28 protein-coding genes and 1 pseudogene are annotated in these 25,252 nt (G+C 46.8%); 8 read left to right on the forward strand and 21 right to left on the reverse strand.

Features of this window, described 5'->3' with window-relative positions; all coding sequences use genetic code 11:
- The 8 genes and pseudogenes from M1D90_RS17530 to fabL form a co-directional block, all read right to left on the reverse strand.
- Window positions 1-1,599: an ABC transporter substrate-binding protein gene (locus M1D90_RS17530; protein WP_026580617.1), complete on the reverse strand. Its 1,599-nt coding sequence runs from the start codon at window positions 1,597-1,599 to the stop codon at window positions 1-3.
- Window positions 1,596-2,552 carry an ABC transporter ATP-binding protein gene (locus tag M1D90_RS17535; protein WP_023855991.1) on the reverse strand — a complete coding sequence of 319 codons (957 nt, stop codon included), beginning with the start codon at window positions 2,550-2,552 and terminating at the stop codon, window positions 1,596-1,598. Before M1D90_RS17535 ends, M1D90_RS17530 begins: the two co-directional genes overlap by 4 nt.
- Window positions 2,549-3,529, reverse strand: coding sequence for an ABC transporter ATP-binding protein (locus tag M1D90_RS17540; protein WP_023855992.1), 981 nt, complete (start codon window positions 3,527-3,529; stop codon window positions 2,549-2,551). The genes M1D90_RS17535 and M1D90_RS17540 overlap by 4 nt, the downstream gene beginning before the upstream one ends.
- Window positions 3,530-3,659: 130 nt before the next feature.
- Entirely contained in the window at window positions 3,660-5,402 is a 1,743-nt protein-coding gene (locus M1D90_RS17545) for an ABC transporter ATP-binding protein (protein WP_020450630.1), read from the reverse strand.
- A gap of 75 nt (window positions 5,403-5,477) precedes the next feature.
- The gene (ntdP, locus tag M1D90_RS17550) at window positions 5,478-6,008 is read right to left on the reverse strand and encodes a nucleoside tri-diphosphate phosphatase (protein WP_003179942.1); all 531 of its coding nucleotides are present in this window, start codon (window positions 6,006-6,008) and stop codon (window positions 5,478-5,480) included.
- 163 nt (window positions 6,009-6,171) lie between these two features.
- The gene (locus tag M1D90_RS17555) at window positions 6,172-6,417 is read right to left on the reverse strand and encodes a YgaB family protein (protein ID WP_003179940.1); all 246 of its coding nucleotides are present in this window, start codon (window positions 6,415-6,417) and stop codon (window positions 6,172-6,174) included.
- Between the two features lie 175 nt (window positions 6,418-6,592).
- Window positions 6,593-6,742, reverse strand: a pseudogene (locus M1D90_RS17560) (gamma-type small acid-soluble spore protein); the annotation flags it as partial.
- Between the two features lie 83 nt (window positions 6,743-6,825).
- A complete protein-coding gene (gene fabL / locus M1D90_RS17565; RefSeq protein WP_020450629.1) occupies window positions 6,826-7,578 on the reverse strand; it encodes an enoyl-[acyl-carrier-protein] reductase FabL in 753 nt (250 codons plus the stop codon).
- An 82-nt stretch (window positions 7,579-7,660) separates the two neighbouring features.
- Here fabL and M1D90_RS17570 point away from each other — a divergent pair, with 82 nt between their 5' ends.
- On the forward strand, window positions 7,661-7,885 hold the full coding sequence (locus tag M1D90_RS17570; RefSeq protein WP_020450628.1) for a hypothetical protein: 225 nt from the start codon (window positions 7,661-7,663) through the stop codon (window positions 7,883-7,885).
- Window positions 7,886-7,910: 25 nt separating this feature from the next.
- Here M1D90_RS17570 and mutY read toward each other — a convergent pair whose 3' ends face one another.
- Window positions 7,911-8,996, reverse strand: coding sequence for an A/G-specific adenine glycosylase (gene mutY, locus M1D90_RS17575; RefSeq protein WP_025810173.1), 1,086 nt, complete (start codon window positions 8,994-8,996; stop codon window positions 7,911-7,913).
- 210 nt (window positions 8,997-9,206) lie between these two features.
- Here mutY and M1D90_RS17580 point away from each other — a divergent pair, with 210 nt between their 5' ends.
- Complete coding sequence (locus M1D90_RS17580) at window positions 9,207-10,190, forward strand: metal-dependent hydrolase (protein WP_023855996.1); 984 nt, start codon at window positions 9,207-9,209, stop codon at window positions 10,188-10,190.
- Here M1D90_RS17580 and M1D90_RS17585 read toward each other — a convergent pair.
- From M1D90_RS17585 to M1D90_RS17600, 4 genes are all read right to left on the reverse strand, one after another.
- Entirely contained in the window at window positions 10,187-12,772 is a 2,586-nt protein-coding gene (locus tag M1D90_RS17585; protein WP_105980824.1) for a YfhO family protein, read from the reverse strand. The genes M1D90_RS17580 and M1D90_RS17585 overlap by 4 nt on opposite strands.
- A complete protein-coding gene (locus M1D90_RS17590; RefSeq protein ID WP_020450624.1) occupies window positions 12,769-13,170 on the reverse strand; it encodes a GtrA family protein in 402 nt (133 codons plus the stop codon). Before M1D90_RS17590 ends, M1D90_RS17585 begins: the two co-directional genes overlap by 4 nt.
- Complete coding sequence (locus M1D90_RS17595; RefSeq protein WP_020450623.1) at window positions 13,139-14,098, reverse strand: glycosyltransferase family 2 protein; 960 nt, start codon at window positions 14,096-14,098, stop codon at window positions 13,139-13,141. Before M1D90_RS17595 ends, M1D90_RS17590 begins: the two co-directional genes overlap by 32 nt.
- A gap of 731 nt (window positions 14,099-14,829) precedes the next feature.
- The gene (locus M1D90_RS17600; RefSeq protein WP_020450622.1) at window positions 14,830-15,099 is read right to left on the reverse strand and encodes a YfhJ family protein; all 270 of its coding nucleotides are present in this window, start codon (window positions 15,097-15,099) and stop codon (window positions 14,830-14,832) included.
- A 130-nt stretch (window positions 15,100-15,229) separates the two neighbouring features.
- Between M1D90_RS17600 and M1D90_RS17605 the strand changes: the two genes are divergently transcribed.
- Together M1D90_RS17605 and M1D90_RS17610 are read left to right on the forward strand one after the other, a co-directional pair.
- Window positions 15,230-15,379 (forward strand): small, acid-soluble spore protein K, encoded by a 150-nt coding sequence (locus M1D90_RS17605; protein ID WP_003179924.1) that lies wholly within the window; start codon window positions 15,230-15,232, stop codon window positions 15,377-15,379.
- A 68-nt stretch (window positions 15,380-15,447) separates the two neighbouring features.
- Window positions 15,448-15,576, forward strand: a complete 129-nt coding sequence (locus M1D90_RS17610) for a YpzG family protein (protein ID WP_369878957.1) — start codon at window positions 15,448-15,450, stop codon at window positions 15,574-15,576.
- Window positions 15,577-15,605: 29 nt separating this feature from the next.
- On the opposite strand, the gene M1D90_RS17615 is transcribed toward M1D90_RS17610, so the two are convergent.
- Together M1D90_RS17615 and recX are read right to left on the reverse strand one after the other, a co-directional pair.
- Window positions 15,606-15,920 carry a YfhH family protein gene (locus tag M1D90_RS17615; RefSeq protein ID WP_025810180.1) on the reverse strand — a complete coding sequence of 105 codons (315 nt, stop codon included), beginning with the start codon at window positions 15,918-15,920 and terminating at the stop codon, window positions 15,606-15,608.
- Between the two features lie 4 nt (window positions 15,921-15,924).
- Window positions 15,925-16,716 carry a recombination regulator RecX gene (recX, locus tag M1D90_RS17620; RefSeq protein ID WP_020450621.1) on the reverse strand — a complete coding sequence of 264 codons (792 nt, stop codon included), beginning with the start codon at window positions 16,714-16,716 and terminating at the stop codon, window positions 15,925-15,927.
- A gap of 68 nt (window positions 16,717-16,784) precedes the next feature.
- Between recX and M1D90_RS17625 the strand changes: the two genes are divergently transcribed.
- From M1D90_RS17625 to M1D90_RS17640, 4 genes are all read left to right on the forward strand, one after another.
- Window positions 16,785-17,684 (forward strand): TIGR01777 family oxidoreductase, encoded by a 900-nt coding sequence (locus M1D90_RS17625; protein ID WP_023856001.1) that lies wholly within the window; start codon window positions 16,785-16,787, stop codon window positions 17,682-17,684.
- A gap of 266 nt (window positions 17,685-17,950) precedes the next feature.
- Window positions 17,951-18,481, forward strand: coding sequence for a GNAT family N-acetyltransferase (locus M1D90_RS17630; RefSeq protein ID WP_043054191.1), 531 nt, complete (start codon window positions 17,951-17,953; stop codon window positions 18,479-18,481).
- Window positions 18,482-18,548: 67 nt separating this feature from the next.
- Entirely contained in the window at window positions 18,549-18,662 is a 114-nt protein-coding gene (locus M1D90_RS17635; RefSeq protein ID WP_023856002.1) for a YfhE family protein, read from the forward strand.
- Between the two features lie 68 nt (window positions 18,663-18,730).
- A complete protein-coding gene (locus M1D90_RS17640; protein ID WP_020450618.1) occupies window positions 18,731-18,925 on the forward strand; it encodes a YfhD family protein in 195 nt (64 codons plus the stop codon).
- A 33-nt stretch (window positions 18,926-18,958) separates the two neighbouring features.
- Here M1D90_RS17640 and M1D90_RS17645 read toward each other — a convergent pair whose 3' ends face one another.
- From M1D90_RS17645 to M1D90_RS17670, 6 genes are all read right to left on the reverse strand, one after another.
- Window positions 18,959-19,537 (reverse strand): nitroreductase family protein, encoded by a 579-nt coding sequence (locus tag M1D90_RS17645; protein ID WP_020450617.1) that lies wholly within the window; start codon window positions 19,535-19,537, stop codon window positions 18,959-18,961.
- Window positions 19,538-19,639: 102 nt separating this feature from the next.
- The gene (locus tag M1D90_RS17650) at window positions 19,640-20,536 is read right to left on the reverse strand and encodes a PhzF family phenazine biosynthesis isomerase (protein ID WP_020450616.1); all 897 of its coding nucleotides are present in this window, start codon (window positions 20,534-20,536) and stop codon (window positions 19,640-19,642) included.
- 112 nt (window positions 20,537-20,648) lie between these two features.
- Window positions 20,649-23,201 (reverse strand): bifunctional lysylphosphatidylglycerol flippase/synthetase MprF, encoded by a 2,553-nt coding sequence (gene mprF, locus M1D90_RS17655; protein WP_023856445.1) that lies wholly within the window; start codon window positions 23,199-23,201, stop codon window positions 20,649-20,651.
- Between the two features lie 180 nt (window positions 23,202-23,381).
- Entirely contained in the window at window positions 23,382-23,912 is a 531-nt protein-coding gene (locus M1D90_RS17660) for a YfiT family bacillithiol transferase (RefSeq protein ID WP_020450614.1), read from the reverse strand.
- A 14-nt stretch (window positions 23,913-23,926) separates the two neighbouring features.
- Window positions 23,927-24,538: an NUDIX hydrolase gene (locus M1D90_RS17665; RefSeq protein ID WP_048350617.1), complete on the reverse strand. Its 612-nt coding sequence runs from the start codon at window positions 24,536-24,538 to the stop codon at window positions 23,927-23,929.
- Window positions 24,535-25,128 carry an NAD(P)H-dependent oxidoreductase gene (locus M1D90_RS17670; protein ID WP_145625012.1) on the reverse strand — a complete coding sequence of 198 codons (594 nt, stop codon included), beginning with the start codon at window positions 25,126-25,128 and terminating at the stop codon, window positions 24,535-24,537. Before M1D90_RS17670 ends, M1D90_RS17665 begins: the two co-directional genes overlap by 4 nt.
- Window positions 25,129-25,252 lie beyond the last annotated feature (124 nt).

Raw genomic sequence — 25,252 nt, forward strand, 5'->3', positions numbered from 1 at the left:
CTATTTAAACTCTACGCCGGACAATACTTCACTCCCTGTCGGATGCGGAGCATATCCTTCGATATCTTTTGAACCGGCCAAAATCGGCGTGGAATGGACAAGCGGAATCCAAGGCGATTCTTCATGGAGGAGCTCCTGCGCATCTTGATACAGTTTATTTCTCTTCTTTTGGTCAGGGTCTGACTGCGCTTCGATTAAGATGTCATGAAGCTCGTCATTGCTGAAGTACGTATAGTTGTTACCGCCGATATTATCTTTATCAAGCAGGGTATAAATGAAGTTGTCCGGATCTCCATTGTCTCCGGTCCAGCCCATCAAAAACGCGTCAGCTTCCCCTTTGCTCACCTTATCCAAATACGTCGCCCAGTCGTAAGTGACGATTTCCGCTTTGACGCCGATTTTTTCGAAGCTTGATTGAATCACTTCGGCTATTTTCATACCGTCCGGCATATATGGCCGCGGAACAGGCATTGCCCAAAGCTTCATTTTAAACCCGTCCGGGAATCCGGCTTCTTTTAAGAGTTCTTTTGCCTTTTTTAAATCATACGGATATTCCTTTATCTGATCGTTGTATCCTTCAAGTGAAGGAGGGAGCGGGTTTTTGGCAGATTCGGCGAGGCCTCCGTAGAAGGAATCGATAATCGCCTGTTTATCAACAGCATGATTCAGCGCCTGGCGGACCAGCTTATTGTCAAATGGTTTTCTTGTCGTCGTCATTCCGAGATACCCGACGTTCATTGAAGGCCTTTCAAATGTTTTCAGATTGGCGTCTGCTTTGATGCTTTCGATATCAGACGGATTGACGCCGTCCATTAGGTCGATTTCGCCCGTCTTCAACGCATTTAAGCGGGCTGAGTTTTCAGGAATGGCTCTGAAAATGATCTTCTGCAATTTCGGTTTGCCTTGATCCCAATAGTCTTCATTTTTTTCAAGAACGATCCGGTCGTTCGGCTTCCATTCGACAAATTTGTAAGGGCCCGTGCCGACGGGGTGCTCCCTGAATTTTTCGCCGTATTTTTCGATGGCGGCAGGACTCGCAATCCCGAATGAAGTCATGGCAAGGTTCTTTAAAAACGGCGCTTGCGGGCGTTTTAAAATGAACTGAATCTTATGGTCGTCGAGCACTTTTATATCTTTGATGACATGCCCCTCATCTTTCTTATAGCCTCCGAACATGCCGTAGTAAGGAAATTTTTCTTCATCCCCGTTCATCCACCGCTCAAAATTGTATTTGACGGCTTCTGCATTAAAATCCGTTCCGTCATGGAATTTCACGCCTTGCCTCAGCTCCAGTGTGTAGGTCAAACCGTCATCTGAAGCGTCCCATTTGACCGCGAGGCCTTCCTTCAGCGTAGTGTCTTGTTCTCCGTAATTCAGCAAGGTCTCAAACATATTGATCGTCACTTTAAACGCTTCGCCTTCTGTCGTTGTGATCGGATCAAGCGATGTTGAATCACCGCCTCTGCCGATGATCAGCGTATCTTTTCCCCCGTTCGTCTCTCCGTCGTTTTTTCCGCTTTCGTTACCGGAGCATCCCATTAAAAAAGCGGAAACAGACAGAATCATTCCCAAACAGATCAGCCAGCTTTTCTTTTTCATCGTACTGCCTCCTTATTGGTAAAATGGCATGCGACATAATGCCCGTCCGCAGTCTCTTCAAGAGGCGGCTCCGCTTCCAGACAAACCGCTGCCCGCTTCATGCATCTGCTGTAAAAAGGACAGCCCTTTTCACTCATGCGGGGCGCGGCAATATCCGGTGCCGTATGAACCGCTTCGCCTTTGCCGATGACCGGTACTGCCGCTAACAGCGTTTCTGTATACGGGTGTTTCGGCTCTCTAAATAACGATTCGGCGTCCGCCATCTCGACGATCTTTCCGAAATACATCACGGCCACCCTGTCGCTGATATAGCGAACGACTGCGAGATCATGAGAAATAAACAGAAACGTTAAATCGAATGCCTCCTGCAAATCATTCAGCAGATTTAAGATCTGCGCCTGAACGGATACATCAAGCGCGGAGACAGGTTCATCGGCAATGATTAGTTTTGGCTTAGTGATCAGCGCTTTTGCAATGCCGATCCTTTGCCTCTGACCGCCGCTGAATTGGTGTGCGTACCGGTCGCCGTATGAAGCATCAAGGCCGACAATTTCAAGCATCGAGCGCACGACCTCTCTCCTTTCCGCCTTCTTTCCGAGTTGATGAACGATCAGCGGTTCTTCCAAAATATCCTTTATTTTCATGCGCGGATTTAACGAAGCGTACGGGTCTTGAAAAATCATTTGTATATGCCTTCTCATATTGCGAAGATCTTTTGCATCAAGGCCTGTCATCTCCTGCCCGAGAAAAGTCACCTTTCCCGAAGTCGGTTCGGTCAGCCGCAATATCGATTTTCCTAAGGTCGATTTTCCGCAGCCGGATTCCCCGACAACCCCTAAGATTTCGCCTTTTTCAACTGACAGTGTAACATCATCTACCGCTTTCACGATTTTCTTACGGGACACGCGGTAATACGTTTTCAGCTTTTGAACGCTCAGCAGTTCGCGATTCATGTGAAAACACCTTCCTCTTCATAGAGAAAGCAGCTTACAGCATGATCATCCTTCAGCTTGTTCAATCCAGGCGCTTCTTCAATGCAGCGTTCATGTTTATGGGGGCATCGCGGCGCAAACATACAGCCTTTTTTAATCGATCCCGGCTTCGGCACCTGCCCCTCAATCGAAGACAGCCGCTCGGATTTGTCTGTGAATGCCGGAATAGAGGCGAACAAGCCTTTTGTATAAGGGTGTTTCGGACTGTCAAAAACAGCGGTGACACCGCCCTCTTCAACGATCCGGCCGGCATACATGATCATCACGCGTTCACATGTATTGTGAACGACGCCAAGGTCGTGGGTAATGAGGAGAATGGCTGTGTTAAATTCGGCATTGAGCTTTTTCAGCAGGGACAGAATCTGGGCCTGGATGGTGACGTCGAGAGCTGTTGTCGGTTCATCGGCGATCAGCAGCTTCGGTTCGCAAATTAATGCCATTGCGATCATGACCCGCTGCCTCATGCCTCCCGACAGTTCGTGGGGATACTGCTTCATCAGCTGGTCCGCCCTCGGCAGGCCGACGGTTTCCAGCATTTGAACGGCTTTTCTTCTTGCTTCTTTTTTATGAATATTGGTATGGCTGGAGAGTGCTTCTGTTAATTGATCGCCAATTGTGAAAAGGGGGTTGAGGGAGGTCATCGGCTCTTGAAAAACCATTGCGATGTCATTGCCGCGCATCTGTCTCCATTCTTTTTCAGACTGCATGAGAAGATCTTTGTTTTGAAACTTGATCCGGCCCGTCGTCCGGGTGTTTGCGTTCAGCCCCATTAAAGCCAAAGAGGTGACGCTCTTGCCGCAGCCGGACTCTCCGACGACTCCCATGATTTCTCCGGGATGGAGATCGAAAGAAATGCCTTGCACAATCGGGGTTTCAGACTTTTTCTGGTGAAACGAAATCGACAAATCCGATACTTCAAGCAATTTTTCTTTTGTCACTTATACACCTCCGGAGCTTGTATTTTTTAAATTGTATTTAGACGGGATAGGAAATATGTACGAAATTTGCATGGAAAGAAAAAGCCTGACAATCGTTCGGCTTCAAACGAAAGTCAGGCTTTTGGCGGTTTTAGTTTAATTTTTGAATGGTAAATAAATGCTTATAGTGGCCGTCGCGGCTCATTAATTCGTCATGTGTGCCGACTTCCGCGACACGTCCGTTTTCGATGACGACGATTTTGTCAGCGTGGGTAATCGTCGACAATCTGTGGGCAACGATAAAGGTCGTCCGGTCTTTCGCGAGCTTTTCCATCGCTTCCTGAATATAGTGCTCGCTTTCAAGGTCAAGCGCTGATGTCGCTTCATCCAAAATTAAGAGAGGCGGATTCTTCAGGAACACCCTGGCGATTGATATCCGCTGTTTTTGGCCTCCGGACAGCTTGACGCCCCTTTCTCCGACCTTTGTATCATAGCCTTGCGGCAGTTCCATAATAAAATCATGGGCATTCGCGGCTTTTGCCGCTTCAATGATGTCTTCCATCGAAGCTTCGGGATTTCCGATCGATATGTTTTCACGTACCGATTCGCTGAATAAAAATGTATCCTGAAGCACCATGCCGATTTGGTTTCTAAGGCTCTGCGCCTGGTAATCGCGCACATCGATGCCGTCGATCTCCAGGCTTCCGGCTGAGACATCGTAGAATCTCGGAATGAGGCTGACGAGCGTTGATTTTCCGCCTCCGCTCATCCCGACGAGTGCGACCGTTTCGCCCCGTTCCGCTTTCAAAGAAAGATTCTGCAGAATCATTTCTTCCGACTTTTCGTATTGGAAGGAAACATTTTTGAATTCAACAATTCCTTTTAACCGCTCTGCTTTTACAGCATTGGGTTTATCTTTTAATTCATACGGTTCATCAATAAATTCAAACAGCCTGTCCATCGATGCGATCGACTGCGTCAATGTTGTCGATGAATTGATCAGGCGGCGCAGCGGGTTGTAGAGGCGTTCAATATATCCGAAAAACGCCACCATCGTTCCTACAGTAAGGGACCCGTGAATCACATGGTAACCCGCAACCGTAATGATGATCAGCGGAGCGAGGTCTGTAACCGTATTGACGACGGCAAACGTTTTGGCATTCCAGGCCGTATGGCGGATTGCTTTGCCGAGAAAATTCGCGTTCTCGTGATCAAATTGCTTCTGTTCATAATCCTCGATCGCAAAACTCCTGATGACAGGCATCCCCTGAACCCTTTCATGAAGGTGGCCCTGCACCTCGGCCAGCGCCTGGGAACGTTCTCTCGTCAGCTTTCTGAGCCTGCCGTAGAAGAATTTAACAGACAGTCCGTAAAGCGGAAACAGCACGATCGAAATAAGCGTCAGCTTCACATCCATCGTCAGCATGATGGCGATGGCGATAAAAATCGTCATCACGTCAAGCCATACGTTCATCAACCCGATGATGACAAATTCCTTTGTCTGCTCGACATCGTTGATGACCCTTGAAATGATTTCTCCTGCGCGGGTGTTTGCATAATACCTGAGGCTCAGCTTTTGAATGTGTGCAAACAGCTTGTCCCTGATATCATAAAGCACCTTGCTTGCCGTCCACTGTGCGAAATATTGCCGATAGTATTCGACAGGCGGCCGAAGCACCAAAAAAATGGCGAACATAACCGCCATTACCATGAATAATGTGGATGTTTTTTCTTCAGTGGTTCCGCTCCCCTGGATGATGTCGTCAACGACGTATTTCAGCAGAAGCGGGATGACCAGCGGAATAGAAAATTTAATAATACCGATTAAAACCGTCAAAACGATTTTCCATTTATACGGCTTCACAAATTCCATGTACCTTCTGATTACCCCCACACGTCTTCCCCCCTCTATATCTTGATGTGTGAGTACACCGCAAAAAACCTGTTGGTCTCAACAGGTTTTTCAGGTTTATTTTGTATAATGCAAATACCGTTCATACCAAATATCAATAAATTCAGATGCAAACGGGCCTTTTCTTTGGTGTATCCAATGCAGCAACGTATTTAAGTGGTACCTTAAAATGCCGTCGATTTCCTTCGGATAATTCATCGCCTTTTTATGATCCGCGTACTCATCTTCATCAAGAATATGATACGTCATATCCGGAAAGACTTTCACGTCTAAATCATAGTCGATGTATTTGATGGCTTCATCGTCCAAAGCAAACGGCGAGCTGATGTTGCAATAGTAATAAATCCCGTCTTCGCGAAGCATGCCGATGACGTTAAACCACTGCTTTGCATGGAAATAACAAATTGCGGGCTCTCGCGTCACCCATGTCCGGCCGTCAGATTCTGTGACCATTGTCCGGTCATTGGCGCCGATGATGCACAATTCCGTTGCTTTTAAAATCGTTGTTTCATTCCAAATCCGATGAATCTGTCCATTGTGCTTATAGCTATGAATTTGAATGGTTTCTCCTTCCTTGGGAAAGCCCATGTTTTTCTCCCCTACTTTCTTTGCAAAAGCCTTACAAGTCAGTGTGTCACATCGCCTGTCCGACAGTTCTTTTATTTATTATAACGTTTGAAAATAAAAAATGAAAATAAAACAGCCACTCCCGAACAGGAATGGCTCTTTTCTAAAAACGATAAAGAGAGGCTCATGCTTCGATTCTTTGATAAGCCTGAATCACCTGCTCCGTCTGCTTTTGGAATAAATCCTGAATTTGAGCAAGATCTTTCCGCTTCTGGGATATATCTTCCCGGATCGATAAAAGCTGGGCTTTCTTTTCAAGGGCAGCCAATTCTTTTTCAATTTTCTGGCATCTTTCAATCTCCGCTTGCAGATACAGCAGCTTATCCATAATCTCCATCTGCCCCTGAACCAAGTTTTCAAATTCCGGCATTCGGGATCCTCCATTCTATGCTCTACTCCATTTATTGCCTAACTAACATTTCTCTATACATGCCGGATGTCCTTTGACTGATTGTGGCTAAGATTCGGATGTTTTGTCGGATCAAAAAAACGAAAAGAAAAAAGCACCTCATCCGATGGTGAAGTGCTTTTTCCTGTTTCAGTGATTAGCTGTTTTGCTGTTTTTTTTGCTCAGCTTGTTGGTTATTTTGTCTTACTTGCTGCGCGTCAGTTTCGCTGGCAAATTCAGTGCCGAACTGACCACCTTGTGCAGAAGCTTGGTTTTGTTGTCTTACTTTTTGTGCGTTTGTTTTGGATTGTTGGTTAGCCATTGTATATCACCTCCACGACCATTAGATTGTGCAGGAGGATGATATCCTATTCATTGAACGCGAAAAATTTACACGAGCAGTGAACGGCCGCCGTCAATAATGATCGTCTGTCCGCGGATCATATCCGCTTTCCCTGACGTTAAAAATTCCACCGCATCGACCATGTCGCTAATCTCAACCATGCGGCCGGCAGGCGTATTTTGCCGGGCATCTTCCAAAAGTTCTTCGCGGTTCGGGAAGTGCTTCAGGGCGTCTGTATCGATCGCGCCTCCGGAAACCGCATTGACGATGATGTTTTTCGCCGCAAGCTCAACAGCGAGATATCTTGTCAATGATTCAAGCGCAGCTTTTGAAACGCCGACTGTCGTATAGTTTTCCAAATAACGGATCGAACCGAGCGAACTGATGCTCACAATGTGGCCGCCTCCCGTTTTCTCCATCAGCTTTGCCGCTTCCTGCGCGCAGAATAGCAGAGCTTTCGCATTGATGTTCATCGTCCAGTCCCAATGGCTTTCCTCAAGCTCCATGACGGGGCGTAATACGCCGGATGCAGCATTGTTGACGAACACGTCCAGTCTGCCGAAGGCTTCCTCGATTTGCTGAAACATATCTTTTATTTTCGCCGGCTGCCCGACATTCGCCTTGACGACCAATGCTTTGACACCGAGCTTTTCGATTTCTTCAGCCGTCTCAAGGGCCGCTTTTTTGCTTCTTGCATAGTTGATGACGATATTGTAGCCGTTTTCGGCAAGCCTCAGGGCGGCTGCTTTGCCGACGCCGCGGCTGCTTCCTGTAATAAGGGCACATTTTCTTTGTTCCATTTGTCATTCATCTCCTAGTATAGTGATTAAAAATCTGATAAAAAATAGCTCATAACACGATCAAAAAGGAGGCATTCGCCTTATGTACGTAGGACGCGATATGAGCGAGCTCGACCACACGCCGAAAAACGAGTGGAAAGATGCGGAGCTTCTCTATTTTCACCGCGCCTTCCAGCAAATCATGCCATTCCTTAATGAAGAAGGGCATGCCGAATACCTGGAGGTTGTGAAAGAAATTCAAGCAAGAGGCGGACTGCGCCGCCAGGAAGCCGATTATACGCACGGCACCACCATCCAGTACGACTAACGGGCAGCATGCACAGTCAAGCTGCCTATTTCATATACATATTCCATATTTTCTGATGCGAAACCGGGAAGGCATATTCAGCGAGCTCTTCTTTCGTGACCTTTTTAAAGTATGAATCATCCGGTTGATCGAGCGTTTTCCCGAAAAAGACAGAAATGTTCCAGACAAGGTGTGTAAACACGTGTTCTACGATTCCTTCAAGCGGACCGATTTCGGCCTCTATTCCGGCTGCTTCTTTCAAAAAAGCCGCAAGCTGCTCGCGCTCGTGCTTCAGCCCTTTCTGCGTTTCTGTGTTCGGGAATTCCCAAAGGTTTGCCAAAAGGCCTGATGCCGGTCTTTTATGGATATAGATGTATCCTTCTTCATCAGTCAGGACAACGGCTGCAAGAGTTTTTACCGAGGGTTTTTTCTTTTTGCTTTTAACCGGAAGCTCTTTTTCACAGCCTTCTGCAAAAGCGGAACAGTGTTCTCGGACGGGACAGAGAAGGCAGGATGGCGATTTCGGCGTACAGATGACAGCGCCAAGCTCCATCAGCCCCTGGTTAAATTCGGACGGTTTTTCTTCAGAAATAAACGCTTCGACAATTTTTTCAAACAGGGTTTTGGTTTTAGGCTTTGCGATATCATCCCATACGGAAAGAATCCGTGACATGACCCGCATGACATTTCCGTCCACCGCGGGTACCGGCTGATTGTAGGCGATGCTTAGCACCGCGCCTCTTGTATAAGGGCCGACACCTTTTAAGCTGCCGAATTCCTCTTTTGAAGGAGGAACCACTCCTCCGTATCGTTCGTGGACTTCCCTGACAGCGCTCTGCAAGTTCCGAACTCTTGAATAGTATCCCAGTCCTTCCCAGGCTTTAAGCACTTTTTCTTCGTCGGCTTCAGCGAGCGCTTCAACGGTCGGGAATTTTTCGATAAAGTTGTTGAAGTAAGGAATCACCGTATCCACTCTCGTCTGCTGAAGCATCACTTCTGACACCCATACCTTATAAGGGTCGCTGTCTGAGCGCCATGGCAGATCCCGTTTTTCTTGCTCATACCAAGAAATTAAATCTTCTTGAAATTGTTTGATGTTTTTTTGCTGTAATTTCTTTTGCAGATCCATCATGAAACTTCTCCTTGCCTGTGCACGTCACATTTGCATACCGATCTTTTGTTACTTCGGCTTTTTGTTGTAAACTATATGCATATACGATAACATGTTACATTAAAAGTGAAGAAAGCAAAAGCGTTAAATATTTCAGGCAAGGTCCGTCGTTCGTTCGTTCTGTTTTTGGAAAATAAAATGATTTTCTAGCACCATTAGGGGAGGTCACCAATGGATACTGGCACACATGTTGTCATGGGCGTTGCACTCGGAGGCATTGCGACGCTTGATCCAGTTGTCGGAATGGACCCATCAATGGCTCAAGCCGTGATGATTGCGACAATCGCCGGATCTCAGGCTCCGGATATCGATACCGTTTTGAAATTGAAAAACAACGCTGTTTATATTAGGCACCACAGGGGATTCACCCATTCCATCCCCGCTGTTCTCGCCTGGTCGCTGATGATTCCGGGCATTCTCATGCTCTTTTATCCCGAAGCCAATCTGCTTCACCTGTGGCTTTGGACCTTTGCCGCGGTCGCGCTTCATGTGTTCGTGGATATTTTTAATGCATACGGAACACAGGCGATCAGACCTTTTTCAAGGAAATGGGTAGCGCTCGGCTTGATTAATACATTTGATCCGTTTATTTTCGTCAGCCATCTCATAGCCATCGCCTTTTGGCTGGCAGGCGCTCATCAGGGCTATACATTTTTGGCTCTTTACATCGTCTTGGCCGGTTATTATCTGGTGAGGTATTTCATGCAGAGGAACATCAAGCATGAGCTCCGTGAAAAAATCGAAGATATTGAAGAAATCATTATTTCGCCTACGATGAAATTCAGGCAGTGGCGAATTGCCGTCAAAGCAAAATCGGCTTTTTACGTCGGACGAAGCATGGACGGAAACGTCGTCATCGTCGACACCTTCAACAGGGTGCCTGTGCCGGATACGAACGTGATGAAAGCGGCGAAACAAGATAAGAACATTTCGGCGTTTCTTTCATTCTCACCGGTTTACAAATGGGAGATCGATACGTATAAAGATCACTACGAAGTCCGCTTTATCGACCTGCGATACCGCAGCAAAGGACACTACCCTTTCGTGGCGATCGCGCACATCGACAGAGACACGCTCGAATTAATCACCTCCTATACGGGATGGATTTTCAGCGAGGAAAAACTTCAGAAAAAATTAAAGCTTGGCTCTGTTTAAGAGCCAAGCTTTTTTCTCCTTCTGCCGTACCAGATTCCGATGATGAGGCTGATGACTGTCACGGCCAAGGCAGCTTTGAAGTACGGCGGGTAATAAACGAGCCGGATGTCGTTTTTCCCTTTTTCTATTGAAAATCCGATAAACGCGTAATTTGCCTTATGGACGGTTTGCGGTTTTCCGTTTACAGTGACTTCCCAGCCTTTTTCGTACGGAACCGGCAGGACCATGTAGCGGTCTCCATTTTGATTGTCAAAGCTGATGGACACTTGATTGTTCCGCCAGTCCAAGTCGGCGGCCGGCGCTTTTTGGGCGGCCGCTTTTTTCAGCAATTGATAGTCTTCCTGGTGCAGGCTCAAATGGTCCAATTGATATTTCCCTTTTGGCAGCCTGATTGAAATTTTATCTGTTTTCGGGACCCTGATCGTTAAATCGTAAACACCTGTTTTGTAAATCGACTCGTTCGATTTTCTTGATGTTACATAATCATTGACCCGCAAGTTAAAGAATTGGTCTTTTGCAAGGCTTTTTAAATAAAATCCGACATAATAGTCGCCTTCTTTCGGGAGCCCGCCTTCGGGAATGAGATCGATGCCGCCATTTTCGGCGGTGACGTCGAGGACGCCGTTATGATAGCTCGCCCCTTCGGTTTTCAGCTTCGTCTGCTTCATCAAATCAGGAACGTCCGGCGGCTGCACTTTTCCATCATCGCCATTCTCAAGCACGATTCCTTCAAGCATCGCATGCTCCCGCGCTAAAACAGGCGCATCCGCTAAATCTTTTTCCGTAAATACTGTCCGCGCGGTCCGGATAAACGGCATGGTGTATTTGTTTTTATAGACCGCGTAGTGCTCTGATTCATCCGTTTTGATAAACCCGTACGGAACATTGGCGGCATTCTCTTTTTCCGTCATGTAATACTTGCCGTACAGCAAGCTGTACAAGTTGGCCCGGTCGCCCATCGATGCGTAGCGGCTGACGCTTTCCCTTCCCATATCGATTTGCAGGTCTTCCCAATAAAACAGGAGAAGATCGCGATTGAGAATGCTTGAGTAGGCGCTGAAGCCGTTAAAATCCTGCATCAGCGGAGTATTGTTGCGCACGCCGTTCATCCAGTCGATTCTTGTATACGGGTCACCGTCATCGTCTTTTCGAATGTTGTTTAAGAGGCGGCGCTGTTCTTCGCCATTGTACTCATTGCTGGTCAAATAGCTTTTTGTGACGTCTTTAATGCCGCTTGACTCAGACAGAACATATTTCTGATACGTGTTCGCCACGAGAACGGACGATAATAAAATGCAGGCTTGCAAAAAAAGCTGCGATTTCTTATATTGAAACCCCGCCGCCGTAAAGATGGCGATTGTCAGGAACAGAAGCACGAGCATGCTCCAATTTTGCATCAGTGATAAATCCACGTCTTTTCGCCAAATGACCGCGATATAAACCAGAAGGGCGAGCAGGATGGACCATATCATCTCTTTCCGCCTGATGTTTTTCAGTTCGGTCATTCCTGCGGCCGCCGCTCCCCCGATCGTAAAAGCGAGCAGGTATTCAAAGCGGTTCTGCGGAGCGGAGAAGCCGTTGAACGCGCTTGCCGCAAGCGGGCTGTAGTGCAAAAGCACAAGCAGCACACTGATTGAGGCAAACAGCCTGAACGTTTTATTTTTATAGAACGAAAACGCGAACAAGAACAGCATAAAGACAGCCGGCAGCAAGACAATGCGGCTGGAAAACAGAATGTTGTCCGTCAGATCGTATACAGCGACAGCCTGTTCATACGGCGGCCGTAAATTGTTTAAAAATCCGTAAACTGCAGGCACAAAGGAAACCGCGCTGATTCCGAAAGAAATCAGGCATGAAGCGGCGAACATCCCGAATTGCTTCCACCTCGGCGCTTCCTTTTCCGGGTCTAGCCGGATCAGCCAGCGGAAGATGATATAGATCGCAATGAAAATCAAGTTGATATAGGCAAAATAAAAGTTATTGATCAGCGTTAAAGAACAAGCCGTAATAAACAGTCCTGTCCGCTTTTCCCTGATAACTTTCTCGGCTCCGGCGACAAGCAGCGGCAGCCACAGCATGGCGTCACTGAAAAATTCCCAGAACACCGTGTGCCTGAAATAGATGACCGACGTACCGTACAAGACCGCACCTGTAAAGGCGGCAAGCTTGTTTTTCACCATGCCGTTTAACGCATACGCTGCCGCTAAAATGATCAGGCTTAGCTTAATGACACTGATGAATACAGAGGCCTGCGCCCAGAACAAAGGGTCCGCATCCCCGGCCAAATGCAAAAGCTGCATCAGAAAAATGGCTGCGGATGAAGCGATGAAGACAAAAGACGTCGTGAAATAATAGCCAAGCTGGCTGTAGATCCCGCCTCCGAGACCGAAAGAATACGAATAAAAGAAGTTCCCTTGTTTGTATTGTTCAAAAAGAAACGACTTAAAAATAATCATTTGTGCAAGTCCGTCGCCGTTCCCAGTCATGTAGCGGTCATGCGCCCATTCATACAGAAAAAAGGAATGGGCGGCCAAGGAAACTGCAACGCTTGCGATCACAAATAAAAAAACTGTTTTCTTCATACTCTTCCCCTGTCTTTTTTCAAAATCTTCCCTGTCACTAAAAATGTCAGAGGAACGGTTAAAAACATGGAGGCAAGCGGAGCTGCCTCACTGTTCATCTTGAAAAAATTCACAAACGTGTAGACGAACAAAGAAGATACCGTCAAATTAAACAGCTGTGTCAGCGGAAATTGCAAAAACTTTGCCAGCGTCGGCTTGATTTTAAATGTAAAATAGCAGTTCAAGAAAAAAGAAATCACAAGACTGACGAAAAAAGCGGCAATATGAGAAACCATATAATTCAACTGAAGCAAAACATGCAGCAGCAAATACACCGCATAGTAATTCAAAGTATTCACTGCACCGACGACGGCGAAGCGAATAAATTCAGGATTCACGATTTTCATGAGTTTCTCCATGAGCGATGTTTGCCTCCTGTATTAAGTAATGAGGCCGCTTTTTCGTCTCATAATAAATGCGCCCGATGTATTCGCCGATGATTCCGAGGCTGAGAAGCTGGATGCCGCCGAGAAACAGGACGGCGGAAATAATCGTAAAATAGCCGGGAACGATCACACCGTATTTTAAGATTCTGATGAATGTCGCAGCGATATAAATAAGCGATAGAAAAAGGATAAAAATACCGGCGTAAAAACAAATTCTCAGCGGTCTGTTGTTGAACGACACAACCCCGTCGATTCCATAGTTCAACAAGTGGCGGAACGACCACTTGGACTTTCCGTTTTTCCTTTCGACGTTCTCGTAATAAACAATCTTTTGGTCAAAACCGATCCAGCAAAACAGCCCTTTTGAGAACCTGTTGCCTTCGCTCAGCTTCAGCATCGCATTGACGGCTTTTCTGCTTAAAAGACGAAAATCGCCGACGCCGTCCCTTAAATCGACTTCCACGGCATTATTGATAAAGCGGTAATAAAGGGACGACAAGTAGGAGCGCACAGGGTTGTCTCCCTTTCTGTTGCGCTGGGCGACCACTTGATCATAGCCTTCCTCATACCCTTTAATAAAATCGTGCAGGAGGTATGTCGGGTGCTGCAAATCCGCATCCATCACCACAACGGCATCGCCGCGGGCATGCTGAAAACCGGCAAGGATGGCTGCCTCCTTGCCGAAATTCCGTGAAAACGAAATATATTTCACACGCTCGCTTTTTTCGGCTAGCTTTTTAATTTCCTCCAATGTTTGATCAGTGCTTCCATCATTTATGTAATAAATTTCATAATCATAATCAATGGATTGAAATTCGTTCCTCAACGATTCATAAATCAATTTAATATTGCTTGCTTCATTGTATGAAGGAATAATGATTGAAACGAATCCTCTCTTCACTTAAAGGCACCTCTTTTGGACATAATAAAATTGCATCCGGCATCCGTTTGGCAGGATACTTGCATCTAGCCGCTTCCCACACAACAAAAGGAAAACTGTGGGCACGCTGTACTATTTTCTACAAGATTATTTTGTCATTATATCAGACATCTATGAACAAGTGGTAAAAAAATGATATTGCTTTAGAATCAAACACGATAGCCTAATGGTTTTCCCATTTTACGACATTTTTCGCATTGAATCATATTTTTCCAAATTAAACCCCTGCTCTTCACCAAAAGCCAAAGAAGCCGCAGGGAAAACCTCGTAAGGACCGCTTGTCAAACCGGAGGTCAAAGCCCGCCGCCGCAATCAAATCCTTCCCCTTAATATGCCCTTTGTCATCGGGTGAAAACCGGATTTGATTTCTCCGACTGTTCCATGATGGAAGACCGAACGCTGCAGACAGAGCTTTTTTCATGACTTCACGCCGTTATGCTGCAGTCGAAACCGTGACCCCGCTCCTCTTGCGGCTCCTCCCGACAACCCGGGAATCGGCGAATGACACAATGTAATGGTCATTGATCAGGCAAGCTTACACCAGTCTTCGCTTCAACGGACAGACAGCTCCCGCTCCGGCCTCGCCTTGCCTTCACGACATTCGTGCTCCTTTTGATATGCGGTGCTGGCACCGGCAATCCGGAACCAATGACAATCGCTTTCACTCCAATCATTCTTTTCGAAAGAAATGCTTAATGAAGCAGCCCGCGGCCTCCGGAGAACAGATCCTTGTAAGAAGGCTTATCATTTTGAAATAAATGCAACTTGCTGCCATAGTGCTCAATCCACTCTTTGACGACACGCTCTGTCAGCTCTTTTCCTCTGTATGGGTGGCCGGCCTTTGCAAATGTCGCCTCGAAATCCCCCCACAGCAGTTCAACCCATGTTCTGGCTTGTGCGTAACTCAGCATATGATTTTTTTCAAGAAGCGCATTTGTCAGCTTTTCAAAGTACTCTTCCACTTGGCTTTTCCCCCTTTCCCTAAGGAAAAAACTTTCTTTTTGAAAACGTCGTCCTTTTCATATACTAACCTTACGTCTTCCGAACCGAAGACGCAAACATTATGGACTTGATTGGAGGAGCCTAAAAGAGATGCGAAATAAATCAAGAGGCTTTCCGAACATGAACAACAATAAATTTGAAGGCGAGCCCCGGGCCAAAGATGATTTTGCTTCAAAGCGCCCTGACGGAAGCACAAATACTCATCCGCAAGAAAGAATGAGGGCTTCCGGCAAACGCTAAACTTTTCTGGGATGGAGTGATTTCTTTTGTGTGCAAATCGCAAACCGTATACAAACGATTTTAACCAGATGAAAACGCAAAACTATCCGCAGCCATGGGCAAACACAAAGCATGCGCGCGCGCAGGTAAACGGAGAAACGCAGCAGACCCAGGACCTCATCATTCTCCAGCGCAACACGCGCATCCGGACAAGATAACATTTGCGAAAAGGGTTTAAGCTTTTGGCTTAGCCCTTTTCCTTTAATAAAGAAATCGGCAGAGCCTCTTCATGATCAGGTGACGAAAGACGGTATCCCCAAGCGAACACGCCGTTTATATAGCGGATATGGAAATCGTCGCCCCCATCTTCGATTTCGTATACGTTGCCGGCTTTAAAATCGGCCGGATCAAGAAGGTAAGCTTTCGCCATCGCGATTTTTCGTTCGTGGACGGCCAGTTCATTCACAATCCCCATTTGTTCCGCTTTTCTTGCCTTTTCGGTCAGACCCGCGATTTCCTGGTGCAGTTCGTGTGCAGTCATTTCACTGTATCTTTTCTCCATATTCTCATCCCTTTTCATCCAAAAATTGATCAATCATGTCGATTGAAAAGCCTTTTCTGAACAGATGCTGTTTGACCTTCATTTTCGTTTCGTATGATCCGTCATAACCGCACCTCTTCATCGCTTTTTCCCCTTGCTTCTCAAGCGCTTCCCTTTCAGCGCTGTCGTCGTTTTCGTAATCCGTTTCCTGAAGCGCGGCCGAGATGACATCGAAGGAGAACCCCTTTCTGACAAGGTGCTGTTCGATGGCCTGTTTCGTCTCTTTGGAGGACAGCTTTTTTTCTTTTTTCAGCACTTTTTCCGCATGCTTGACCGCGGCCTCGACCTGATCGGAAAACGAAAACGAACTGAGCGCTTCCTGAATCAGTTCATCATCGATCCCTTTCAATTTAAGCTCTCTGAATAGGACATCGGGGCCTTTGCCGCTCGTTTTTCTGTGGGTGCTGACATATGCAGCCGCAAATTCGCGGTCGTCCAAATATTTATAACCTTTAAGCATATGCAGGATTTCTGTGATCGCGGAGTCTGCGACGTCTTTTTTCTTGAGATGGTCTTTAACTTCCTTTGTCGAGCGCATCCGGTATGACAAATAATCGAGCGCTTTTTTGAACCCTTTTTTAACGTCGTCTCCGTACTGAATCTCAATGATATCAAGCTCATCAAGCTCTTTGCCTTTTCGCAGGTCAAACTTGACGAGCACGTCCAGGTCGACGCTGAACGCATACTTTTCATCCAGAAAAATATTGACCCGCTCTTCATTGTTTTTCTGGGCAGAAATCTTTGTAATATATGGCATAAATAACTCCCTTCTTTTGTTTTCTTCTTTTACAATAAGGTTAATGATCATGAAAGGGAGGAATCATGATGAAGATTGCGATTTCCGGCGGGACGGGTTTTATCGGCAGGCATTTGACAAACGCCTTAACCGCCCGGGGACATCACGTCTATATTTTAACAAGAAAACCGGCTGAAACCGAACAAAAAAACACTTCTTACGTTCTCTGGCAAAAAAACGGCACCCGCCCTGAAACAGAGCTGACCGATATCGATGTTTGGATCAATTTAGCCGGAAAATCACTTTTCGGCCGTTGGAATGAAAAAACGAAGGCGGAAATCGCGGCAAGCCGCCTCCGCTCCGTGCAGGAGTCAGCCCGCATCATACAAAGTCTTCGGAAGAAGCCGAACACCTTCATTCAGGCGAGCGCAGTCGGCATTTACGGAACGAGTCTTGAACAGACATTCACAGAGGAATCTCCCGTCTCAGCTGAGGATTTTTTAAGCAGAACGACAGCTTCGTGGGAAAAAGCAGCCGAACCAATTGAAACGCTTGGCATCCGCACCGTCTGGATGCGTTTTGGCATGGTGCTTGGAAAAGACGGAGGGGCGCTCCCAAAAATGGTGTTCCCCTATCAATTGTTTGCAGGCGGACGCGTCGGCTCAGGGCAGCAATGGGTGCCGTGGATTCATATCGAAGACGTCGTCGGCATGATATTATCAGCGATTGAGCAGCCTCAGCTGTCCGGCCCTGTCAATGTCACGGCACCGAATCCCGTTCAGATGGAAACCTTCGGACAAACCGTCGCGAAAGTAGAAAAGCGCCCCCACTGGCTTCCGGTTCCCGAATTTGTAATAAAAGGCATCCTCGGAGAAATGAGTATGCTCGTGCTGAAAGGGCAGCGCGTCCTCCCGAAAAAAGCGCTTCAGAACGGCTATCATTTCATATATCCCGAACTGGAAGATGCCCTGCAACACCTTTTGACATAAAAGCTGTTTTCCCAACAAAAGCCTTGTAGCTTTTCCTTTCCCAGCTGCGTAAAATGTAAGTATCTTTTTAGCAGCATACAATACAGGGAAGGCAAATGGTGCGCCACCAGGTCTCTGGTTTTAGTGGGTTCGATTCCCACCCCGAATTTTTTAATGGATGTGCAAGATACGCGGACAACTGTTTCCGCAAATTAAAAAATTCCGAGGGTGGATTTATGCGTCCCGTTCTGCTGTAAAAGCCGCCCTCAAACTAAGGAGGGGCTGCCATGCTGAAGAAACGGGAACTGACCGACTGCTATGCACTTTTTGAACTGATGATTCATCCGGATGTCTTCCCTTTTGTCAGAAATAAAGCGGAGACGATTGAAGAGTATATGTTTCATGTCAAAAACATGATCGAAGAAGAAGAACAGGGAAAGCTGATATCGCGAACGATACTTGATGAATGGGAAAACCCGGTCGGCTGCATCAGCTTGTATGAAATCGAAGATCAAAAAGGCTTCCTTGGCACATGGCTCGGCAAACCTTATCATGGAAAAGGCTTGAATCAACGGGCGAAAGACACGTTTTTTTGCGAGCTTTTTTATGAAAAGCAAATCGAAGCCGTTTTTATGAAAATCAGAAAAACAAATATGCGCTCCCTCAAAGCGGCGGAAAAGCTCCCCTATGCCGTCAAGACTGATCTTGACTGGGCCGGCAGCGATACATTTCACCTGTATGAAATTCCGAAAGATATGTACACGCTGTACAGCATGAGAACATTCGAAGAGGAAAACCGCCGGTTAAAAGAAGCTTAAAACTTGTATAAATGCCGTTGAAACGGACAGCCTGTGAATAACTGAGGTTTTGAGGAGGCTTGAAAAGATGGCTGACAAGAAAAAACGAGAGCATTTTAAATCCTCTCTGAACAAGACGCAGGAAGTCAGATATTCGCGCGAATTTAAAAGGGCTGAGCGCGCCGCAAGGGAAAAATCGTAATGCATAGCGGGAGCCTGATCAGCGAACAATAAAGCTTGACCGGCCGATTATTGATGAGGAGTGATCATATGGGCAGAAATGCAATCCACAAAAACCGTGACAAAAACAAGCAAAAGCTCCCTCAAGTTCCTGATCAGTATAAGAGAGAAGCTGACGGAGTATACGAGGAATATTCTGCTGAACTCGCCGATCAGGATGACCGCGAAGCACAAGCCCGCATGCAGGCGGCTGATAAGCGCGCGGAAAAGCGGCAGTCAAAATAATAATCGAGGCCCGGGATTCCCGGGCCTCATTCTTTAAGTTAATTCGGTCAGTAGCTGTGCTGCCGGGGTCCTGTGCTTCGCTTCAGGAATTTCCGCAGGATATCCGATCTGCAAGAGAGCTGCTACCCGCTCATCGCGCTTCAGCCCCATTAACCTGTGCAATGTTTCATGAGAAAGAACTTCCCCGCTCTTCCATACCATGCCGATGCCTTTTTCCCAAGCGAGAAGCTGAAGATTCTGGATCAAACAGCTGACGGCTGCAAAATCATCTCTTCTGACCCGTTCGTTTTCGTCTTCTTTCATAATAACGAAGAGAAAAGCCGGAACGCTGAGAATATGCTCTCTGAACTTATTGATTTGTTCTTCCTGCATATTCGGCTTGAGCTCTTTAAACGCCGCTTTTAAATTGTCGGCATGCTTCTTTTTCCCGCTTTCCGTCCCGATATAAATGAACCGCCACGGTTCTGTCAGCTTGTGGTTCGGCGCATAAACCGCATCTTCCAAGAGTTCCAGCACCACTTCTTTCGGCACCGGATCCTGTTTAAACTTTCGAATCGTTCTTCTATTTCTGACACAATCGCGAATACTTTGAATTTCCAGCGTGTCGTTCATGTGGCCGCCCCCTCAAATGAAAATGATTATCATTGTTGATTATAATGTTTACCGCTGGCGTTTGCAATGATCATCACTCGTTAAAAAAAGGCGGTATCTGTTTTACACCTCGAAGCTCTGCTTTTCAGCAAATACAGCGGTTCCTGTCATCCGCACTTTCATGATGCCGTTTTGTTCCGCAACTTCGATTTTCACTTTTCCGTCTTTTCCCATTTCCTGGCCCTGTTCGATTAGAAAATCAGTCCGGCCCTCTTCACAGAATTCCTTTCCGTACGTTTTCATATAAGCGCCCATCACTCCTGATGCTGTTCCTGTGACAGGATCTTCACTCGTTCCGGAATAAGGCGATGAAAAATGCCTGCCGTGAAGCTGGCAATCCCGATGAATCGTCTCCAGGCAAAACGGGTGGACTGATGCCCGCGGCATTTCGGTTAAAATGTTGGGGAATTCAGCTTGAACGGGCTTCATCCTGCGGATTGCGGCCAAATCTCTCACCGGCACAAGCAATGTCCATATCCCTGTGCTGCCGTAAACAACGGGCAATGCTTCATGAAAGTCCGCTTCGCTGATCCCCAGCGCTTCCGCCAGTTGGCTTCTGCTTCCTGTGAATGACTGAAAACTCGGTGGTGCCTGCTCCAACGTCACCAAAAACCGCTGATTGCCGTCAGAAGCGGTATACACGGAAAGAACACCCGCTTTTGTTTCGACCTTCAACTCCGCCCCGGCTTCGATCGCGCCTTTTTCCAGAAGCGCATAAAGTGAAGCAACAGTCGCATGTCCGCATAGATTCATTTCATGGCCCGGCGTAAAGTAGCGGATCCTTATGTCGGCCGACTCGCTCGGCAGCAGGAAAGACGTTTCGTTATAGCCTGCCTGTTCAGCGATCTTCTGCATTTCACGATCGGTCAATCCGTCTGCTTCAAGCACGATGCCCGCCGGGTTTCCCAGACCCGCCGTCTTTGAAAATGCATCATATCTTAATACTTCAATTTGCTTCATTTTGATCCCCCATTTGTCGAGTTCGATCCTTTCCTTCCAATCATTTGCAGTATACCGCCTTTCATTGCTTCTTACAATGGCAATCTAAAAAAGACCGTTTTAAAAAACGGCCTCACTTCGTTCTCCTTCCGATCAGCCTCGTCACAAGGATCATCGTCACCGGGAGAGATCGGTTTTTCCGGTAGGCTAAATATTTTCCCCGCCAAACCGGTTTATATTTTTCTTTAAAAGACCGCAGTCCGCTAAAACTGTACATGTAGCTGACATTGTTGAAAATCACAGCGGCTAATCGCTCCGTCCAGAATGACTGAAACGATGTCCCTACATTCGATAAAGGGGCCATTCCCATATTGAAGGCCGTGTAGCCCTGTTCTTTTCCCCATTGAAATAAATAGATGAACAGCGCATCCATGATTCCTTTCGGCGCTTTCTTCGAATAGCGCATCAGATCGATGGATATTTCCCCTTCGCGGTACATCGGCATGATATTCATAAACGCGACGATCTCGCCTTCTTCGCTTTTTAAAACGGCAATCGGCGCTTTCTGCAAATAATCTTCATGAAAAAACCCGAGCGAAAAACCTTTTTCTTTTTTTCGGCCGAGCCATTCATCAGATACCTGCCTCAACTCGTTGAGGAATTCTGCCGAAAACGGCGGCTGTTCGACATGAAATGTATACCCTTCCCGTTCAAAGCGGTTGTGAATCGCCCTTAACCCGGCCCGCTTTTTTCCGGTGATTGTAAAGGTGTCAAGGTCGACAATCGCCTCTTCTCCAAGCTTGAAAAAACGGTATCCGAAATCATGATAGAGCCCCATGTCTTCTCGTTCGATCTGATAGAAAATGACAAGATACCCTTTTTGGTCAGCCGTATGAAGAAATTCTTTGATCACGAGCGGAAACGAGCCTTCCAGGCCGGACGGGTCGCCGAGCACAACGAGACGCTGGCCGACTTTGGCGAATTGAATCAGCGCATTCCCGTCGCTTGAATAAAAAAACCGCTTGTCACCTAAAAAGCCCAAATGACTCAAAGCGTTTCCGCCTTTTTCTTTTAAGAATGCCTCCAGTTTCTCCGGATCAGGAGCTTCACCGACCTCTTTCGTTTTCCTGTTAAACGTCCAGATGAAAACAACGAAATACAGCGGAACGAAAAATAATGCAAAAAACGTCGCGAAGTCGACATGGCGTTCACTGTGAATGAAATAATCTTTTACGAGAATATGGCCGAGCGCCTCCCAAATGTTTGAAGCGATAATATTGTAATTCAGCAAAGTAAAGAGAAAGATAAAAGCTCCCCATGCGATTTGCCCGAATGTGTAGACAGCCCGCTCCCTTGTAAACTGCCCCCTCAGCAGGACAAACAGGACAAATACCACAGGAATCATGAAGACCGCGCTAATATTAAAACCTTTAAAAAGCGTGAACAGAAAGGCAAGAACCAAAGCGGTCAGCGTCATATAATAAGATCTCTTTGTCCTCCGATAAAGCTCCAGCGGCAGGATCAGCAAAATCAAGCCGAAACTGAGGGACAAGCCGTTAAAAAACACCAGCATGTACTTCGGAATATTCGGTATCAATGTAATCCTGTCAATCGGCAGCGCCACGGATGCGATCACAATCGCTCCGCTGCAAAACGCGATGACTGAAAGCGAACCGTTCAGCAGTCTGAATAACAGCGCTCTGTGTAAAATCAACAGAATATTGGTCGTTTCTATTGCCGGGGCAATAATCGGCTTTTCTTCGAGCTTCTTCATTGTATTCCCAGTCAAATCGGCTGCTGCAAAAATAAGGCCGAATACAAAAGGGATAAACGAATAGGCAAGCCTGTAAAGCACAATCGCCGTCAGAGTGATTTCCTGATCAACCCCAAGCTTGCTCATCCCCACCAAAAAAAGCAGGTCGAACGAACCGAATCCGCCGGGAACGAGACTGATCATTCCGGCTACAGATGCAATTGTAAAAACGCCGAGAACGGTTTTCGCATCTAAATCGACCCCCATCGTTACAAGGGAATAATACATAACCGCTGCAGCGGCAAACCACTCGATCACAGATGCACCCAAATAAGAAAAGAAGACCGAAAGCCGCATGCCTTTTTCGGCTCCTGCGCTTCTCCTCTTTTTGATCATTAAAATGATGGCCGTACCGGGAGCGATTATCGCCGTACCGGTAACAGCCAGCAGCACCCACGCTTTTTCTGTAAACAGATCTCCGGCAGGCAGAATCCCGGCAAGGACGAGAAGGCAGAGGACAGACAGCCCGAGAAGAATCGAAGACGCAAGCCATGCGATCCCCCTGATCAGCTTCTTCACATCATCAACATGCTCTTTGTAAAGGATCGTTCTCAATCCTGCACCGGACAATCCGCCGAACCCGAGAACATTGTTAAGCGAGTTGGCGATCCAGGACACCTTGATCGTCTTCCATTTCGAAACCTTCATTCCGAGTGAGCGAACCAGAACAAAATCGTATAATGTCATCGCCAAAATGGCGGCAAGTCCGAGAAAAACAAGGATAAACAGGTCAACCCGATTAATTTGATCGATAATCAAAAATGTTGCTTTAAAAGACAGCCCGGCCAGTTCTTTTTTCGCTTGAAAAAAGACAAACAAAAGAACAGCCGCCGGAATTACAATCCTTAAAATCGCCAGCGCATTTTTTTTCATGAAAAACCACTTCTCTCTAATCACAGGATAAATCCATCACGTTTTGAGTGATAACTCATATATCTTACCTTAATTTACCGGCTAGAAAAAGCAAAAACCAACGATTCTGCTGTTATGTTAGTGTTAACCATCCCCCCTGAAAACAAACGGTAAACAAAAAACGCGCAGCGGCGCGTTTTTTCAGTTCCAACCCATTCTTTTTCGAAGCTCTGTAATATGGGCAATATGGTGGTGTGAGTGCCACACATAGAGAGCGAGCGCTTGATACAGCTTCATTTCCTCTCCTGTGTCAGGATAAATGTACGCTTTTTCAAAATCCGCTTCTGTTAAAGATTCAAAAAAAGCGGTCCAGCGCAGATGCAGCGTGTTCAAAAGCGCCAGCGACAAAGCCGGATCGAGCGTTCTGGCATCGGTAAGTCCGGCCCAATTCTGTTCGTCAAACGTGCGGATCAAAGGCGCCTCCTCAGTCAGTGCCAATTTGCTTCGAATATAGCCGTTCATATGGCTGTCGGCAAGATGGTGAACGACTTGCCGGACAGTCCAGCCTCCGGTCCGGTACGGCGTATCAAGCTGTTCTTCATTTAGTCCCGCCACCGCGCTACTCAGGAGATGCGGCGCTTGCTTCAGATCCCCGATCCATTTTTTCCGTTCCCTTTCTTCCGCTTCAAGCGGTTTTGAAAAAGTGCCGATCGGATATTTCAACTGATCCATTGTCTGTTCCTCCCCTAGTCGCAATACACTGCATCATGCTTTCCAAAAAGGTATTCGATCTGTTCATACGTATTCCTTGCTTCAGATAATTCAGGCAGATTCTCCAATGGGAAAAAACCAAGGTTTTGCGTTTCCATCCCCGCTTCCGCCTTGCCTCCGACAATTTGACAGGCAATAAACAGCTTATAGATGTGGAAGGCGGAAGGAGGGTGGTTATGGCGCTTTTTATCCATGACCGCCAAAAGTTTGTGCGCCTTGACTTTCAAACCTGTCTCTTCAAGCGTTTCTTTAACCGCAATTTCTTTCGGCGTAAAGCCGATGTCTGCCCATCCGCCTGGCAGCGCCCATTTACCGTCTGCTTTTTCCTGGACAAGGAGGAGCTTATGATCTTTAAAAATCACGGCTCTCACATCGACTTTAGGTGTTTGATAGCCCGATTCTCCGGCAAAAAGCTCTTTCACTTTTGAGAAATCGGTTTCCGCATAATCGGCGATAATTTCACAGCTCAACTCGCGAAGCCGCTCAAAACGTTCACGATCAAAGTCATCTTTTGTATAGGCAAGCCCCGCCTGGGCGATGGCTTGAATTTCCTTTGCCCAATCCAGCCATTTCAGATCCTTTTTCATTCGCTGATCCCCCGATCTGCAGGAGCTATAGACCGGTAGACACGGTCAAGCCATTGCGTTCGTTTTCCGTCGGAGCTGTCTTTCACACCGGCAAACAGCAGTCGCCTTACCCGCCGTACGCCGCAAAACTTCAACATCACATCTTTAACCGTCACCCAGTCGGCATCCCGCCGCCAAAACCGCAAATACCATGATGGGGCGTCAGCCGTGTAGTAAACCGAAGCCGTAGGCGCCTTCAGCAGGCCTTTTGGCAGCTTTCCTTGATATGTATAAGCTTCTCCGGCTACAAAAACGCGGTCAATAAATCCTTTCATGATCGCCGGCATCCCGCCCCACCAAAGCGGATAAATGAAAATCAGATGGTCGGCGTTTTTGACAATTCTTCGATATTCGGCGGTTTCCGGGTCGCGCTTCATATCAGAACGCCTTTTCTTTTCATCAAATAATAGAACGGGATCAAACCGGTCTCTATACAAATCAATGACGTCATAAGAATGCTTACCGTCCTCAAGCGCCTTTATGACTTGATTTAAAATGGCTCCGTTGAAACTCTTTGGATTTGGGTGTGCATATATAACGGCAGTCTGCATACCGCTTCCTCCTTTTCGTCCTTTGATGGAATTATATTGTTTATTTTGCAGAATTTAAAGAAAATGAACTTGGAGCAAATATGATGAAAAACCCTTTCCTTTTGAAAAAACGGAAAGGGTTTTT

It is taken from the genome of Bacillus sp. JZ34, assembly GCF_053903205.1.